Source organism: Actinopolymorpha sp. B11F2 (genome assembly GCF_040195635.1).
GTDB lineage: Bacteria > Actinomycetota > Actinomycetes > Propionibacteriales > Actinopolymorphaceae > Thermasporomyces.
In genome coordinates this window covers 278,543-294,279 of the sequence record NZ_JBEFTX010000005.1, presented here as the reverse complement: position 1 = coordinate 294,279, position 15,737 = coordinate 278,543, and the positions used below count along the sequence as shown (strand labels likewise).

Sequence of the window (15,737 nt, the reverse complement as noted above, 5' to 3'; positions counted from 1 at the left end):
GCGCCATCTCGTCCCCGCCAAGCCGCTGACCTGCGAGGTTCTGCCGATGCGGCACCACACTCCCGTCTCCTAGCGTGCAGATGAGGCGCACCGTGGGCGTGCGTACGGATCAAGGAGCTACGTGATGACCAGCGGGAACGACACCACCGGCCGGACCGCCACCAGTGGCGGCGACCCGCCGGCCGAGGCTCGGAAGCGGCTTCTCGCGGGGACCGGCGTCGTCGAGCGACGACTGGACCTGGGCGACATCTCCACCGCCGTCCTGGAAGGCGGCGAAGGTCCACCGATCGTCCTGCTGCACGGCCCTGGCGGGAATGCCACGCACTGGCACCGGGTGCTCCCCGACCTCGTGGCGAACCGTCGCGTCATCGCGCCGGACCTGCCCGGCCAGGGTGCCACCGAGGTAACCGGTGCGCCGTTGGACGCCGACCGGGTGCTCGACTGGCTCCTCGACCTGATCGGCCGGACCTGCGCGTCGCCGCCCACGCTCGTGGGGTTCGCCCTGGGCGGTGCGATCGCCGCACGGTTCGCCGCCGACCACCGCAGTCGAAACCGCACAGACAGCAGCGCAGGAAGCGCAAGAAGCGGAGGAAGCGCAGACACCGGCGCCAGCGGCTCTGATCCCCGGCTCGACCGTCTCGTCCTCGTCGACGCGCTGGGCCTCGTACCGTTCGATCCGGCGCCCGACTTCGGCGTCGCTCTGAACGACTTCCTCAGCCAACCCACACCTGGCTCCCACGACCGGCTGTGGCAGCACTGTGCGCTCGACCTCGACACGCTCCAGAGCCGGCTGGGCGGGCACTGGGACGACTTCCGGGCGTACAACGTCGACCGCGCGCAGACGCCGAGCGTGCAGTCGAGCCTGCGCGCGCTCATGGCGGCGTTCGGTGGACCGGCGATCCCGGCCGAGGACCTGGCGCGGATCAGTGTCCCGACGACCCTCGTCTGGGGTCGCGAGGACCTCGCGACGCCGCTCCACGTCGCCCAGGCGGTGAGCGAACGGTACGGCTGGCCGCTGCACGTCATCGATGACTGCGGCGACGACCCGGCGGTCGAGGCGCCCGAGAAGTTCCTCGGGGCGCTCCGTTCCGCACTCGCAGCCCCGAGCGTCGTCAGGAGCGCGTGATGAACCAGCCGTCCGTTCGTACGCAGGAAACCGTCGACACGTTGGTGATCGGGGCCGGACAGGCAGGACTCGCCACGAGCTACTGGCTCACCCAGGCCAGTGTCCCGCACCTGCTCGTCGAGCGTCGGGACACACTGGGCGGTGCCTGGCACGATCGCTGGGACAGTTTCTGTCTCGTCGCGCCCAACTTCACGCTGGTCCTGCCCGGCATGCCGTACGACGGCCCCGATCCTGACGCCTTCATGCCGCGCGCGGGGGTGGTGGACTACCTCCGGCAGTACGCGGCGTCGTTCCACGCGCCCGTCCGCTTCCACACCTCCGTACGCCGACTCGCCGCCGTCGACGGCGGGCTCGTGGCGGAGACCGACGACACGACGTTCCTCGCGCACAACGTCGTTCTCGCCACCGGCGCCTACCCGGTGCCGAAGGTCCCACCGGTCGCCGGGCAGCTCGCACCGCATCTCCTGCAGATCCACTCCCAGGACTACCGCCGGCCGGCGCAGCTCGCCGACGGTGGAGTGCTCGTGGTCGGCACCGGACAGTCGGGTACGCAGATCGCGGAGGAGCTGTACGACGCCGGTCGCGAGGTGCACCTTGCCGTCTCGACCTGTCCCAGCGCTCCGCGGCGCTACCGGGGACGTGACGTCGTCTGGTGGCTGATGCAGACGTTCCTGCACGGCGCGGAGGTGGGTGTGCCGTTCCCGACCGTCGCCGACCTGCCCTCGCCGGCGGCGAGATTCGGCTGCGACCCGCACCTGTCCGGGAAGGACGGCGGGCACGACATCAGCCTGCGGCAGTTCGCCCGGCGGGGGATCCGGTTGTACGGACGGCTGGAGCGGGCGTCCGGATCGGCGGTCGGGTTCTCGGCCGACCTTGCCGAGCGGCTCGTCCTCGCCGAGACCGGTTTCGACAAGGAGTTCCGGCCACTGTTCGACGCCTACATCGACGCCGCCGGCATCGACGCACCGCCGGACGACCGTCCGCCGTACGACGACCTCACGCCGGAGACCGTGACCGAGCTCGACCTCGACGCCGCTGGCGTCACTACCGTGGTGTGGGCCACGGGTTACCAGCTCGACTTCAGCTGGGTCGACCTCCCGATCCTCGACGAATGGAGCTATCCGCGGCACGAGCGAGGTGTCACGATCCATCCGGGGCTCTACGCGGTCGGGCTGCCCTGGCTGCATTCCGAGCCGTCGTCGGTGTTGGCCGGCGTAGGTGACGACGCCGCCCACATCGTCGACCACCTCGTGGCGCGGAACGCCGGTCGGTGAGCTGACGCTCCACACCGGCGGGGCTCCGTAGTGGCGATCATGCGTACCGTCGCCGCCGCCATCGGGAGAGCCGGCGCCGGGACGTGTGTACTCTCATCGCTCCGGCCTCTCGATCGGTGTGGCCGCGACCGTGACCAGGCGGCGACCGGCGGTGTCGATCACCTGGAGCTCGGCCAGCTCGTCTGCGCGGAACTCGCTCATGCCCTCGACGTCGAGCCCGTCGTCGTACGTCACCCGCCACGACGCCACGGTCTCGGTCCGGCCGTCGTGGGACTTTGCGACCAGGCGGCACGAGGTGAGTGGTGGGAGGCCCAGCAGGGTCATGTCGATCCGGGTGCCCCAGGGCTCGTCGCGCACGCTGGTGGTGGCGGTGACGCCGTACGCCGAGCGGCCGGCCACCAGTTGTGTCTGGTCCGGTGTCAGCAGCTCGCCACGCGCCACCGCCACCCCGACGCCGGAACCGCCGAGCGCGACCGCCGCGGCGATGCCCAGGGCAACGCGGCGCCGCCAGTGGACGCCCCTCGCCTTGGCGGCCTGGTCGGTGCGTTCGGTCGCGATCGCGGCGAGGATGCGGTCGAGCAGGTCGTCGACCGCTTCGCTCTCCGGGTTCATGTCGATGACGGCGGCGTCGCTGGCCCCGGCTTCGCCGACCCCGGCTTCGCCGACCCCGGCTTCGCCGACCCCGGCGTCGACGATGCCGGCGGACCGCGCGGTCACGAGCATCGCGGCGACCTCGGCGAGGTCGGACAGCTCGGCGCGGCAATGCGCGCAGGACGCGAGGTGGCCTTCGATCGCACGACGCTCCGGATCGTCGACGCCGAGGGCGTAGGCCCCCAGCCGGGGCGCGTGGGTGCAGCTCACGGTGCGGTCACCCCCCGTTCCTCCAGGGCCAGACGTAACGCCCGGAGGGCGTAGTAGGAGCGGGATCGTACTGTTCCGGCCGGTATGCGCAGGGCAGCCGCCGCGTCGGCCACTGACCTGTCCCGGAAGTAGAGCTCGACGATGACCTCACGGTGCGCTGGTGTGAGCGCTCTCAGCGCATCCGCGACCTGCCAGGCGAGCAGTGCCCGGTCGATGTCATCGGGACCCTCACGCTGGGCGAGGCCCTCGAACGGCGGCTCGCCCGGCAGCTCGGCCGGAACCTCACGGGGACGCCGCGTGGCGGCTCGGTGGCCGTCGACGACGAGGTTGCGCGCGACCCGGAACAGCCACGGCCGGGCGGTATCGGTCGTGAGCTTCGCCGAGTGCCGCCAGGCGCGCAGCAGCGTCTCCTGCACGATGTCCTCGGCCTTGCGAAGATCGCCGCCGACCAGGGCGCGGACGTAGCCGAGCAGGTGCTCGCCGTGTTCGGCGTAGAGGGCCCGGACCAGAGCCTCCTCCCGCGCCGCGAACTTCGTCATGCTGCTCACTACGTCGCCCGGTGATGCAGCGTTCAACTGATCGCCCTGTACGGACCGCTATGGCGATCCGACCGCCCCGAGGGGGCGTCAGAGATGGTGCTCAGAACCGCAGGTGGTCGGAGGAGATCGTCGCCGTCAGCCGTGGTCCGCGACGCTGGACGTGGGTTCGCCACTGGCCGCGGCGCCGGCTTCAGCCTCCCGCTGGTCCGCCATGGCGCGCACCTGAGGTGCGAGCGGTCGTGGGCGCAGCCGGTGATCGAGTTGGTGAACGACACTCGCCAGCTGGGTGGCCGCGTTCTCGACCGCCCAGTGCGCCCGGTCGCGTTCCGCGATGGTCACTGCGAGGGCGAGTGCGGTCAGCGAGGACGACGCGTCCAGGGCCTGGATGGTGAGGAGATTGGTGAACTCGTCGCCACCGGCGAACGGCCCGAAACCACCGACGGCGCCGTGGGACACGACGATCGTGGTGATCAAGGCGGCCGCGCTGGCACCCGCGAGCTGGAAGCGGACGGCCGCCCAGATGAGGACGGGAAACACCAGGAACAACAGTTCGGTGGAACTATGCACGGCGGCAAGTGTCACCAGCGCGGCCACTGCCAGCATCGCGAAAGCCTCCGCGGCCCGGCGAAGCCGGAGCTGTCGCGGCCACCTCAGTCGACTCACGACCAGGATGAAGGGTGTGATGACGAGGACGCTTACCGCGGCGCTCGTCCAGTCCAGGAACCATTCGGTGAGAAAAGTCTCCGGTGGCAGCGCACCGGTGCGATAGAGAGTCCCGGCCGAGATCGCCGAACTCACCAACGTTCCCAGGATCGCGCCCAGGAATACCAGGGCGAGCAGATCTCGTAGCCGGTCCAATCCGTTCTGGAAATGTGCCATGCGGAGCAGGAGGACCGCAAGGACGATCCCGAGGGTCGCCGCGAGACAGATCACGGCGGACACCAACGGTGGATGGTCGAGAACGATGAGGTTGACGAGGAATGAACCGAGCGCGACGCTCGGCCACATCCGAAGACCCAACAACAGCAGCGCGGCAAGGGCGACACCGGTCGGTGGCCACATGGTGCGCAGGGTTCCCGAGCCGAACTCCTGCAGAACGCCGAGCAGCGCGGTTCCGAAATAGACCCCGGCGAGCGCCACCATCACGAGAACCGTGACCAGATGTGTGCGGAACGCTCGTTGGCTTACCACGACGATTAACTGTACGCCAGCTTCTTGTGGCCTCTGCTTTCTCCAAAGCCACCACAAAGGGACATGTGAACCATCTGCGCATTTACCCAGATGCCAGCTTTCGGTGTCTCGGGACATTCGTACCGAGACAATGGCAGCCGGTGCGGACGGAGAACTGGAAATGCGCCGCGTAGACATGCTGCGGACGGCATGGTGGCGGTATGGACTGGTGGAACGCTCTCGACCCGGGCGTCCAGCGTGGCATCGGAATCGCCGCCCTCGCGCTCGCTGTCGTGATCATCATGCTGATCGTGCAACTGATCGCCTCGTGGCGGAGCAACAAGAGTGCCCTGAAACTTTTCGAACGGCAGGCAGTCGAGCAACGCAACAACTGGCAGGCGTGGTCGGAGGAGCAGCAGCGGCGCAGATTGCTGGCTGAACGGCAGGAGGCATATGCCCGGTTCATGAGCCTCGCGAGCGAGTACGAACGGATGGTCACCGATCTGCGTGCCCCGCGGCCGGATGCCAGGAACGTCGCCGCCCCGGGCGACTCACGCCATGCACGTAATGACCACGCACAGGCGGATCTGGATGCCACCGACCCGATGGCGGTCACGACCGCACTGGCGACCAGCGCGGCGAATGAGGTGACCGCCCGGCAGGCACAGCTCCGCGAAGACCTTTCCCAGGCGCGCGAGGTCGTACGCCTGCTCGCGCCGTCCGACGTCAGGTTCGCGGCGGACCGGTGGTTCATCGATCTCGTCCGTGACGACCCGGCCGGCGTGCAACGCGCCAAGAACGACTTTCTCACCCATGCTCGCGCCGACATCGGCTCGGACAGGCCCGCGCCGCCGCCGGGACGCGACAACGCCAAGCGGCGTTGAGATCAGTCCGAGGCGGCTCCTCGGCGCGTCGGGTCCCTGCTCGTCATAGCGCGCGGCTCCCGCGAACAACGCCTCGTCCGTCCCGGCGGCGCGCATCCGCGCGAGGCTTACGACTACTCTCCTGCCGGACGGGAGGTGGTTGTCATGACAAGCCGATCCACGTACCTCCAGCTGGCCGACCAGCTGGCTCGGGAGCTGCGCGACGTACCACCCGGTACCAGGGTGGCCTCGGAGCATGAACTCGTCGCCAGCCAGGGTGTCAGTCGCCTCACCGCCCGCGCCGCCCTGCAGGAACTGGAGCATCGGTACCTGGTCCAGCGGATCCGCGGGTCGGGCACCTTCGTGCGGCGGCGCATCGACTACGTGATCAGCAAGGACCTGCCACCGAGCTTCGCCGCGACCGTCGTCGCGGCCGGTGCGACGCCTGGAACCAAGCTGCTCGGGGTGTGCAGGCGGGCACCCCGGCCCGAGCATCCGTACGAGCCCGAGGTCGCCGCCGGTGGGGAGCTCGTGGAGGTCCGCCGGCTCAACCTGGTCGACGGGGTCGTGGCCGGAGTGTGGACGACCGTGCTGCCCGGCAACCGGCTGGCCGGCATCGAGGAGCGGCTGGCCGACGACGTGTCGCTCTACACCTTGCTGTCCCAGGCGTACGGAATGACGCTGCGAAGGTACCGGCACCACGTGTCACTCGACGTGCCCGACCTCGAGGTCGCCGCGCTGTTGGGCGATGACGCGCCGCGCCCGTGCTGGTACGCGGAGAGCCTCAACCGGATCGGGGGTACTCGGCAGCTGGGGGAGTACGCCGCCACGTGGTCCAATCCGCGGGTGCTCCGGGTGGTCTTCGAGATCGAGGGGGACGCCGCGATCGCCGAGGACACCGGCCTGTGACGGCAGGGTCCGGGCTACGTCCCGGCAATGTCCAGCCTCGGGCGGGACGGCCAGGTCGTACGGCTGGCGCGGTGCCCGACCTGGTGGTGATCCCGGTCAGTCTTTGCGGCCGGTCATGGCCGTGGACAGTCCGAGCCCGATCATGGAGAGTCCGCCGACACCGCCGACCAGTTCGACGCGCCGGGGCGACCGCGCGAACCACGAGCGGACCGCGCTCGCGGTGACCGCCCAGCCGCTGTCGGAGACCAGCGCGATGAGGAACGGGACGACGCTCAGCACGAGCATCTGGCTCGGGATGTGGCCGGACGGCCGGTCGACGAACTGGGGGAGAACAGCCGCGAACATGATGTAGGACTTGGGGTTGGAAACGCCCACGACGAAGCCTTCGGAGGCCGAGCGCACCAGGCTGCGCGGAACACTGCCGAGGCCACCGAGCTGGGCGCTGAGTTTGCGGCGGTGCCTGAGTGCCTGGATTCCGAGCAAGACGAGGTAGGCGGCGCCGGCGTACTTCACGATCGTGAAGACCAGGGCCGAACGTTCGACGAGGAGCCCGAGCCCGAGCGCGATGCACACCGCGACGACATAGAGTCCGGCAGCGTTGCCGGCGACCGAGGCCAGTGCGGTGCGGCGACCGTGTGCCAGCGCGCGACCGATGACGAACAACACGCTCGGACCGGGAATGACGATGATGATGAACGCCGCCACCGCGAAGGCGGCCAACTGCTCCGAAGACACCATGCCGGGAGAGTACAGCGGGCATGCCGAAGACGCCTTTGCACAAGCCCTGCCCGCGGGCGGACCTGTCCTCGCCGTCGATCGTCGAGGGATCGGGTCACTCCGGGGGCAGGCCGTGGCCGCGGCGGCGGTAGAGCTCGAGGACCTGTTCGCGTGGGATGACACCACACCGGCCTGCCCAGGCTTCGTAGTCGCTCACCAGTGCGGCCACCAGGTCGGGATGCTGGTCGGCGAGGTCGTGCAGTTCGGTGCGGTCGTCGAGGAGATCGTAGAGCTCCCACGGCGTTCCGTGCTTGCGGACAATCTTCCACCGGCCCTTGCGTACCGCACAGTTTCCCTCGTGCTCGAAGTACAACGCACGATCCGCGACGTCCTCTCCGCGCAGGGCGGGCATCATGCTCACGCCCTCGGCCGGCGGCACCGCGTGCCCTGAGCGCTCCTCCGGGTAGGTCGCGCCGGCGGCGTCGAGGAGAGTCGGAAGGACGTCGACGAGCTGGTACGGATGATGGTTGGTCGCGCCGCTCTCCTCGAGCCCGGCCGGCCAGTGCACGATGAGGGGCGTCGCGATGCCGCCCTCATGGACCCAGTGCTTGTACTCCCGGAACGGCGTGTTGGACAGGTTCGCCCACTCCCGGCCGTAGCTCTGATAGGTCGCCTCGGACCCGGGCATCAGGCCGGGAACGTTTCCCGGCACGACCGGATCGCCCTCGCGGGTGTGTTCGTTCATGGGTACGAAGCTCGTGACGAACTCCTTCACCTCTTCCGGCGGCATCTCCTCCGCGCAGCCGCCGTTGTCGGACAGGAAGACGATGAGGGTGTTGTCGAGTTGGCCGAGGCGGTCGAGGGTGGCGACCACCTTGCCGACGCCCTGGTCCATGCGGTCGACCTGGGCGGCGTAGACCTCCATCCGCCGGGCCTGCCACTCCTTGTCCGGCACGTCGTCCCACGCCGCTACCCGCGCATCGCGTGAGGACAACGTCCAGGACGGATCGAGGATCCCCTCGGCGATCAGCCTGTCAAGACGCTCTTGACGGAGTGTGTCCCATCCGGCGTCGAACCGGCCACGGTACTTCGCGATGTCCTCGTCATGTGCGTGCAGCGGCCAGTGCGGTGCGGTATAGGCGAGATAGAGAAAGAACGGACAGTCGGACGAGTCGGCCTCATGGTCCTCGACGAACCGTACGGCGTTGTCGCTGATCGCATCCGTGTAGAAGAACAAGGGATCAAGGCCCTCGTCCTCGACGTTCCGCTCGTCGCGCACCAGGGTGCGTGGCTGGTAGAAGCTGCCCGCACCTTCGAGGGTGCCGTAGAAGCGGTCGAACCCCCGTCGGGTCGGCCAGGCTTCGTTCGGAGTCTCCATGTCGCTCGCCAGGTGCCACTTGCCGGACATGTACGTCGCATATCCCTTACTGGACAACGCCTCCGCGACCGTGACGCAGTGCTCCGAGAGATTGCCCGGGTAGCCGTCCGGACTGTCGTCGAAGTTGAGGATGCCGATCCCGACCTGGTGGGGGTGAAGCCCGGTCACGAGCGATGCCCGCGAGGGTGTGCAACGCGCGGTGTTGTAGAACTGCGTGAATCTCGTGCCCTGGCGCGCCAACCGGTCAAGATGCGGTGTCTCGATCTCGCCGCCATAACAGCCGATGTCGGAAAAACCCATGTCGTCGGCCAGGATCAGAACGATGTTGGGGGAGTTTCGAGTCACGGGAAACCTTTCGACGACACCGGTTACCGGTCTTCAGCCACGACGGGTGAGGGGACGGGATCGGGATCCTGCGGCCCGGCGTCGTCGACGGGTCGGCGGTAGGTCTCGGGGAGGAAGACGAGGGACACGACGGTGATGAGTGCGATGAGAAGGACGTAGAGCGCCACCGGCCAGGACGTTCCGTCGAACCTCGCGACCAGCGCCGTGCCGATCAGCGGTGCGACTGCACCGGACGGCAGCACCCCGATCTGGTAGACGACCGACATCCCGCTGTAGCGGACGCGGGTCGGGTAGATCTCGGCGAACATCGCGCCCTCGGGCCCGTACATCGTGCACGCGGCGATTCCCCAGCCGACGACGACCGCGACCATGATCAGCCACCGTGACCCGGTGTCGACGAGCTCGAAGATGGGGAACGCACTGACCGCGGCCAGCAGCGCCCCCGCCATGAAGACCTTCCGCCGCCCCACCCGGTCCGAGACCCGACCGGCGAGGGGGATGACGAAGAAACCGACCACCGAGGCGACGATCAGGGCGTCGAACATGTAGCTCTTCGGCAGGCCGAGCACGGCGACCGTGTAGGTCACGAGAAACGCGTTGTAGACGTTGAAGGTCACGCTCTCGCTCATCCGGGCGCCCATGCCGAGCAGGGTGATCTTCGGGTGCTGGCGTACGACGTCGAGGAGGGGAACCCGGGCCCGCTGCCTCGTCCGGACGATCCGCTGGAAGGCCGGTGGCTCGCTGATCCGGAGCCGGATGAACATGCCGACCGCGACCAGCACGATGCTCGCCAGGAACGGCACCCGCCACGCCCAGTCGACGAGGGCCGCGTCACCGAGCCGCCCGACCCCGCTGATCGCCAGCGTCGACAACAGCAACCCCACCGGCACGCCGAGCTGCGGCCAGCTGCTGAACCAGCCCCGCCTGCCGTCCGGCGCGTGCTCGACACAGAGCAGGATCGCGCCGCCCCACTCGCCGCCGAGCCCGATGCCCTGGAGCATCCGCAGGATGAGAAGCAGGACAGGAGCCGCGGCGCCGATCTGTGCGTACGTCGGCAGCAGACCCATCGCGAACGTCGCCAGCCCCATGATCATCATCGTGACCACGAGCATCGGCTTGCGGCCGAGCCGGTCGCCGAGGTGGCCGAACAGCACGCCCCCGATCGGTCGGGTGACGAATCCTGCAGCGAACGTGCCGAACGCGACCAGCGTCCCGATCAGCGGGTCGAAGGTGGGGAAGAACTCCTGGTTGAAGACGAGTCCCGCCATCGTGGCGTAGAGGAAGAAGTCGTACCACTCCACCACGGTGCCGGCGAGGCTCGCCGCCGCGACCTGGCGGATGGACGCCTCCCGCCCGTCGTTGACGCCCTCGCTGCTCCCGTCGCCAACTCGGCCGTTGGTTCCGGCGCCAGGTTCATCGCCGGTTCCGTCGTTCGGGCCGTCGTTCGGGCCTTCACTCGTGAATGGGTTCCGAGGCATGTCGACCTCCCGGGTGCGACCGGAGTTTGCCGCTGGCCTGCTGCGTTCCGCTGGCGTCCCGCCTTGTTGTTCCGCGAACACTGCTGTCCCGGCAACGCACTGGACCCACAGAACCCTTGTGTCCCGTGGAAAAGGACAACAAGCTTCAGATCGGGACAGACGTCACTACTGTGTCGTTCGTCGCCGCGGACGGTCAACCCTCGCTGGGACAGCGGACCGAGACCGCCCGGGAGACCATGCAGGGTGAGAGAAGGGCTGAGACCGTGAACGGACTGCTCGGGCGAGCGGTGCAGGTCCTCGACGCACTCGGCAAGGCCGAGGCCGACCTGACGATCCGCCAGATCGCCAGTCGCGTCGACCTGCCGAAGAGTTCAGTGCAACGACTGCTGCGCGGGTTGGTCGAGACCGAGTTGGCGATCCAGGATCCGGCGAACCGCCGCTACCGGCTCGGGCCGCGAACGCTCGCGCTGGGAATGGCCTACCAACGCCGGATCAACGTGCGGGCCGTCGCGCTGCCGCACATGGTCCGACTGCGTGACCGGACCGGGGAGACGGTCGGCCTGTCGATCCCGGTCGGCGAGGAAGTGATGCACATCGACCAGGTCGAGAGCAACGCCGAGTTACGTCGTACCTTCGAGATCGGTCGGCCATATCCGTTGTGGAGTGGGGCACCGAGCCGCCTGGTGCTCGCCGGGATGGCCGACAACGACGTGGAACGCATCGCGCGCGAGCGGACTCCAGGCGACGTCTCGCCAGTACGACCGCCGTTGCCGGTGGAACTCGTGCAGGCCGTACGCACCGCGCGGATACGGGGCTACGCCGCGGCGTTCGAGGAGACGATCGTCGGCGTGAACACACTCGCGGCGCCCGTGCGCGGGCACGCCGACCAGGTGGTTGCCACCATCTCGGTGACTGGACCGAGTGTGCGGCTCAACCGGACGGCGATGGACTCGATCCTCGCCGACCTCGTAACAACCGCGCAGGCGGTCAGCGTCGAGATCGGCGGCCGACAGGCATTCCACCCCCAGGTCCGCGCCCGGGCGCTGCAACGGTAGAGAACCCCTCGCCGCCGCCTGGAGCGGCCTGGGGACGACACGGGGCCGGCATGGGGCCAGACCGGTGAGTGAGGGTGTCCTCGTCGGCGCCTTTGGGGCCGGGCCGTAACCTACGCCCATGAGGTTGCGTACCAGGTGGGCGTCGTGGTGCGGGCACCACTGACGGTCGGCGTCGTCGGACCCTCCGACCTCGTCCCCAGAGTCGCGTCCGTGGTCGACGACACTGCCGATCTTCGGGCGATCCGGTTGCCGTACCGCTGGGAGCAGGAGACCCTTCGCATCATCCGGGCGCGGGGGCACGAGGTCGACGGCTGGCTCTTCACCGGTGTGGTGCCGCACGCCATCGCGACCGCCGAACGCGCCGACGTCCTGCCCTCCGGGCACGTCTCCTACAGCGGAGTCACCCTCCTGGCGGCGTTGCTGCGCCTTTCGCGCGACGGCGGTGACCTCAGCCTGGTCAGCATCGACACCCTGCAGCCGGTGGAGGTCGCGGAGACGCTCGCCGAGGCGGGGTTGGCCGAGACGTCCGTACGCACGATGGAATACGTTGCCTCCGTACGCTCTCGTGACGTCGTGGCGTTCCACCGCGAAGCCGCTCAGCGGCACGGCGCCACTGTCGCGATCACCTGCCTGCGGTCGGCGTACGACGTGCTGCGCAAGGAGATGCCGGTGGTCCGGCTGGCCCCCGCGCCGCGGGACATCCGGGAGGCGGTCGACGCCCTGGCCCTGCGGATCCGCAGCGCACACGACTCCGATGCCCAGGTGGCGTTGGGCTTCGTCGAACTCGACACGGCCGACGGGGCGCTCGAACGCGACCTGGGTGAGCTCGGCGGGGCGGTCGTTCGGATCGACGAGGACCGCTACCTCCTGGTGACGACGCGAGGACCGCTGGAGCGCGCGACCGCCGACTTCACGGCCGCGCCGTTCCTCGAACGTCTCGCCGCTCGCCACACATCGGTCCACGTCGGGTTGGGGCTCGCCCGATCAGCCGGGGAAGCGGCCGCCCGCGCGTCCCGGGCGCTGGCCCGCGCCAGGGCCGACGGCGAGGTCGCGGCCGTGTTCGCCGGGCCGCACGACGCGGACATCGTCCTCGCCCGGAGCCCAGGAACCGACCAGCCTGGCCCTACGGACATCGGTCGGCTCGCCCGGCGGCTCGGCATGAGCCGCGGAACGCTCCAGGCGCTGCGCGGTCTCGTCGAAGGGGCCGACGCCCAGGTGACCGCCGCCGAGGTGGCCGAGGCGTTCTCCATCCAGGAACGCAGTGCCCGCCGGCTGCTCAAGCGCCTCGAACGTGCCGGTGCCGCCGTCCCGGTCGGCACCCTCGCCGAAGGCCAGATGGGTCGTCCGCCGGTGATCTACCGCCTCGAGCTCTGAACGCGATCCAACCAAAGCCGCGTTACCGCGTCAGGGCGTTGCCGGCGACGAGCTGCGGCGGCGCAGGCGGGCGTCCACGATCGCCGGCGGTTGGTAGCCCGCGTCAGCTTCGTTGAGGGTCGTTCCGGGCGACACGATCTCGTCGATCCGGTCGAGGATGTCGTGGGAGAGCGACACCTTGTCCCCGCCGAGAGTCGACTCCAGGTGCTCCATCGTGCGCGGGCCGATGATGACCGAGCTCACTGCCGGATGTTCGAGGACGAACGCCAGAGCGAGCTGGATCAGCGACAGGCCGGCGTCGTCCGCCAGCTCGGTCAAGGCATAGACCGCCTCCAGCTTGCGCGCGTTCTCCGGCAGCGACCGGTCATGGCGAGCCGGTTGCCGTGCGGCCCGGCTGGACACCGCGGTGGGCTCCTCGCCACGCCGGTAGCGGCCAGAGAGCCAGCCGCCGGCGAGCGGGCTCCAGGGGAGTACGCCCAGCCCGTACTCCTCGGCCAGCGGCAGCACTTCGCGCTCGACCGCGCGGGCGAGCAGAGAGTACGGCGGCTGCTCGGTCACCGGTCGCTCCCGGTTCCGGCGTTCGGCCGTCCACTGCGCCTGGACGAGCTGCGACGGCAGGAAGGTCGACGTACCGAAGTAACGGATCTTGCCCTGGTGGACCAGGTCGCTGAGCGCCCCGAGCGTCTCGTCGATGTCGGTGTCCGGCTCCGGCCGGTGCACCTGGTAGAGGTCGATCCAGTCGGTCTGGAGCCGGCGCAGGCTGTTGTCCACCTCGCGGACGATCCACCGGCGGGAGTTGCCGGCGTGGTTCGGGTCGTCGCCGAGCCGTCCATGGAACTTCGTCGCGAGGACGACGTCGTCGCGCCGGCCGCCGGCAAGTGCCTTGCCCACGATCTCCTCGGACTCGCCCTGGGAGTAGACGTCGGCCGTGTCGAGGACGTTGATGCCGGCGTCGAGGGCGCGGTGGATGATGCGGATGCCGTCCTCGTGGTCGGGGTTGCCATAGGCGCCGAACATCATCGTGCCGAGGGTCAGCGGGCTCACCTTCACGCCGGTACGCCCGAGGGTGCGGTAGGTCATGTACGCCGTCCTTCGTCCTTGTCGCGGGTCGCGGCCGTCCAGGGATCACTGTCATCGTGCCATTCGGCGTTGTCCGCGCGTAGGCCCGAGGGGTTGCCGGATCACGAATCGGTAACTACAGTCCAGCCCCAAGCGTCGGTCCGAGTGGGGAGGCCGCCTCGGTCGGTACGACGCATCTGGATGCTTGATTCGCACGGGTGCCGAGTCAGGTGATTCCCCGTGGAGCCAGGCGTCTTTTCCCGTTGGGCAGGCCGGCGGGAAGAGGAAGGGCGTATCACCCGTGCCGAAGCATCGCCCTGCACCGAAGCATCGTCGCCGTCGCGATCCACAAGGGCGGGCGCTGGTCGCGCTCGGCACCGCCACCGTTGCCGCGGTGGTCGGCGTGCCCGGGCCGACCTCGGCAGAGCCGACGCGCAACATCAACGAGGTGAGGAGACAGGTCGACCACCTCTACCACGAGGCCGAGCTGATCACCGAGCGGGCCAACGAGCTCGAAGACGACATGGTCGCCATGAACCGCAGGGTCCGCACCCTGACCGGCGGCGTCGCCCGCCAGGAGAAGCGCGTCCAGGCCATGCGTCGCCAGATCGGCGAGTTCGCGGCGGCCGAATACCGCACGGGCGGTCGCCTCGACCCCACCGTCCAGGTGTTCATCGCCGACAGCCCCGCCGACTATCTGGCGCAGATGACCACCGTGAAGGCGCTGTCCCGCCAGCAGGCGGACCTGCTGAGTCGGTTCCAGGACGAGCAGTCCGACCTGACCGAACGGCGTGCGGTCCTGGGGTACGAACTCGACGAGCTGCGGATGGCCCGGGACGAGACCGTCGAACGCCGGAAGGCCGCCCTCCGCAACGCCGCCAGGGCCCAGGCGATTCTCGACCGGCTCACCGCCGAGGAGCGTCGGCGCCTGGAGGAGGCGGAGCGTCGGCGCCAGGCGAGGCTTCGGGCGTCCCGCGCCGAGGAACGCAGCACACCGAGCCCGACACCGACGCCCACTCCCACACCGTCGCCTTCGCCGACACCCACGAAGTCGCCGTCTCCGACGCCCACGAAGTCGCCGTCGCCCACTCCCACACCGTCGCCGACACCCGACCGCACCAGAGGTGAGATCGCGCTCGCCTTCGCCCGGGACCAACTTGGAGAGCCCTACGTCTACGGCGCCGACGGACCGGACAGCTGGGACTGCTCGGGCCTCACGATGAAGGCGTGGGAGGCGGCAGGTGTCTCCCTGCCCCATTCGTCGAGCAGGCAGTACGACAGCTCGCCGAAGGTTGCCCGCTCGAACCTGCGGCCGGGTGATCTCGTGTTCTATTACAGCGACCTCCACCACGTCGGCATCTACGCCGGAGACGGCAAGGTTCTGCACGCACCCAAACCGGGCGACAACGTCGAGTACATCAACATCGACTACATGCCCTACGCCGGCGCCACCCGGCCAGGCTAGGTGGCGTTTCGTCTCCAGCCGCCGCTGCTTCAAGGTTGGCCGACCGGGCTATGGTGTGCGGCTGTCCCGTATCGACGAGAACGCAGCCAGGCGGGATGCGGGACGCCGCGAGCCGATCGTGATC

At 69.2% G+C, this 15,737-nt stretch carries 14 protein-coding genes; 7 read left to right on the top strand and 7 right to left on the bottom strand.

Going from position 1 to position 15,737, the window contains the following annotated elements:
* Positions 1-124: 124 nt before the first annotated feature.
* Both ABN034_RS12135 and ABN034_RS12130 read left to right on the top strand, forming a co-directional pair.
* Positions 125-1,126, top strand: a complete 1,002-nt coding sequence (locus ABN034_RS12135; protein WP_349691103.1) for an alpha/beta fold hydrolase — start codon at positions 125-127, stop codon at positions 1,124-1,126.
* Positions 1,126-2,400: a flavin-containing monooxygenase gene (locus ABN034_RS12130; RefSeq protein WP_349691102.1), complete on the top strand. Its 1,275-nt coding sequence runs from the start codon at positions 1,126-1,128 to the stop codon at positions 2,398-2,400. The genes ABN034_RS12135 and ABN034_RS12130 overlap by 1 nt, the downstream gene beginning before the upstream one ends.
* 93 nt (positions 2,401-2,493) lie before the next feature.
* Here ABN034_RS12130 and ABN034_RS12125 read toward each other — a convergent pair whose 3' ends face one another.
* From ABN034_RS12125 to ABN034_RS12115, 3 genes are all read right to left on the bottom strand, one after another.
* Positions 2,494-3,261 carry a zf-HC2 domain-containing protein gene (locus tag ABN034_RS12125; protein WP_349691101.1) on the bottom strand — a complete coding sequence of 256 codons (768 nt, stop codon included), beginning with the start codon at positions 3,259-3,261 and terminating at the stop codon, positions 2,494-2,496.
* Positions 3,258-3,800, bottom strand: coding sequence for a sigma-70 family RNA polymerase sigma factor (locus ABN034_RS12120; RefSeq protein WP_349691100.1), 543 nt, complete (start codon positions 3,798-3,800; stop codon positions 3,258-3,260). The genes ABN034_RS12125 and ABN034_RS12120 overlap by 4 nt, the downstream gene beginning before the upstream one ends.
* Positions 3,801-3,935: 135 nt before the next feature.
* A complete protein-coding gene (locus ABN034_RS12115; RefSeq protein ID WP_349691099.1) occupies positions 3,936-4,991 on the bottom strand; it encodes an MASE1 domain-containing protein in 1,056 nt (351 codons plus the stop codon).
* Between the two features lie 200 nt (positions 4,992-5,191).
* Here ABN034_RS12115 and ABN034_RS12110 point away from each other — a divergent pair, with 200 nt between their 5' ends.
* Together ABN034_RS12110 and ABN034_RS12105 are read left to right on the top strand one after the other, a co-directional pair.
* Positions 5,192-5,854 (top strand): hypothetical protein, encoded by a 663-nt coding sequence (locus ABN034_RS12110; RefSeq protein ID WP_349691098.1) that lies wholly within the window; start codon positions 5,192-5,194, stop codon positions 5,852-5,854.
* Between the two features lie 144 nt (positions 5,855-5,998).
* On the top strand, positions 5,999-6,742 hold the full coding sequence (locus ABN034_RS12105; protein WP_349691097.1) for a GntR family transcriptional regulator: 744 nt from the start codon (positions 5,999-6,001) through the stop codon (positions 6,740-6,742).
* 96 nt (positions 6,743-6,838) lie between these two features.
* On the opposite strand, the gene ABN034_RS12100 is transcribed toward ABN034_RS12105, so the two are convergent.
* From ABN034_RS12100 to ABN034_RS12090, 3 genes are all read right to left on the bottom strand, one after another.
* The gene (locus tag ABN034_RS12100) at positions 6,839-7,480 is read right to left on the bottom strand and encodes a LysE family translocator (protein WP_349691096.1); all 642 of its coding nucleotides are present in this window, start codon (positions 7,478-7,480) and stop codon (positions 6,839-6,841) included.
* Between the two features lie 94 nt (positions 7,481-7,574).
* Positions 7,575-9,182 carry an arylsulfatase gene (locus ABN034_RS12095; protein WP_349691095.1) on the bottom strand — a complete coding sequence of 536 codons (1,608 nt, stop codon included), beginning with the start codon at positions 9,180-9,182 and terminating at the stop codon, positions 7,575-7,577.
* Positions 9,183-9,205: 23 nt separating this feature from the next.
* Complete coding sequence (locus ABN034_RS12090; RefSeq protein WP_349691094.1) at positions 9,206-10,660, bottom strand: MFS transporter; 1,455 nt, start codon at positions 10,658-10,660, stop codon at positions 9,206-9,208.
* A gap of 125 nt (positions 10,661-10,785) precedes the next feature.
* Here ABN034_RS12090 and ABN034_RS12085 point away from each other — a divergent pair, with 125 nt between their 5' ends.
* Both ABN034_RS12085 and ABN034_RS12080 read left to right on the top strand, forming a co-directional pair.
* Positions 10,786-11,715, top strand: a complete 930-nt coding sequence (locus ABN034_RS12085; RefSeq protein WP_349691093.1) for an IclR family transcriptional regulator — start codon at positions 10,786-10,788, stop codon at positions 11,713-11,715.
* Between the two features lie 135 nt (positions 11,716-11,850).
* Entirely contained in the window at positions 11,851-13,089 is a 1,239-nt protein-coding gene (locus tag ABN034_RS12080; protein WP_349691092.1) for a hypothetical protein, read from the top strand.
* Between the two features lie 30 nt (positions 13,090-13,119).
* On the opposite strand, the gene ABN034_RS12075 is transcribed toward ABN034_RS12080, so the two are convergent.
* Positions 13,120-14,169, bottom strand: a complete 1,050-nt coding sequence (locus ABN034_RS12075; protein ID WP_349691091.1) for an aldo/keto reductase — start codon at positions 14,167-14,169, stop codon at positions 13,120-13,122.
* A 280-nt stretch (positions 14,170-14,449) separates the two neighbouring features.
* On the opposite strand from ABN034_RS12075, the gene ABN034_RS12070 reads away from it, so the two are divergent.
* On the top strand, positions 14,450-15,613 hold the full coding sequence (locus tag ABN034_RS12070; RefSeq protein WP_349691090.1) for a C40 family peptidase: 1,164 nt from the start codon (positions 14,450-14,452) through the stop codon (positions 15,611-15,613).
* The last annotated feature ends 124 nt before the right edge of the window (positions 15,614-15,737 follow it).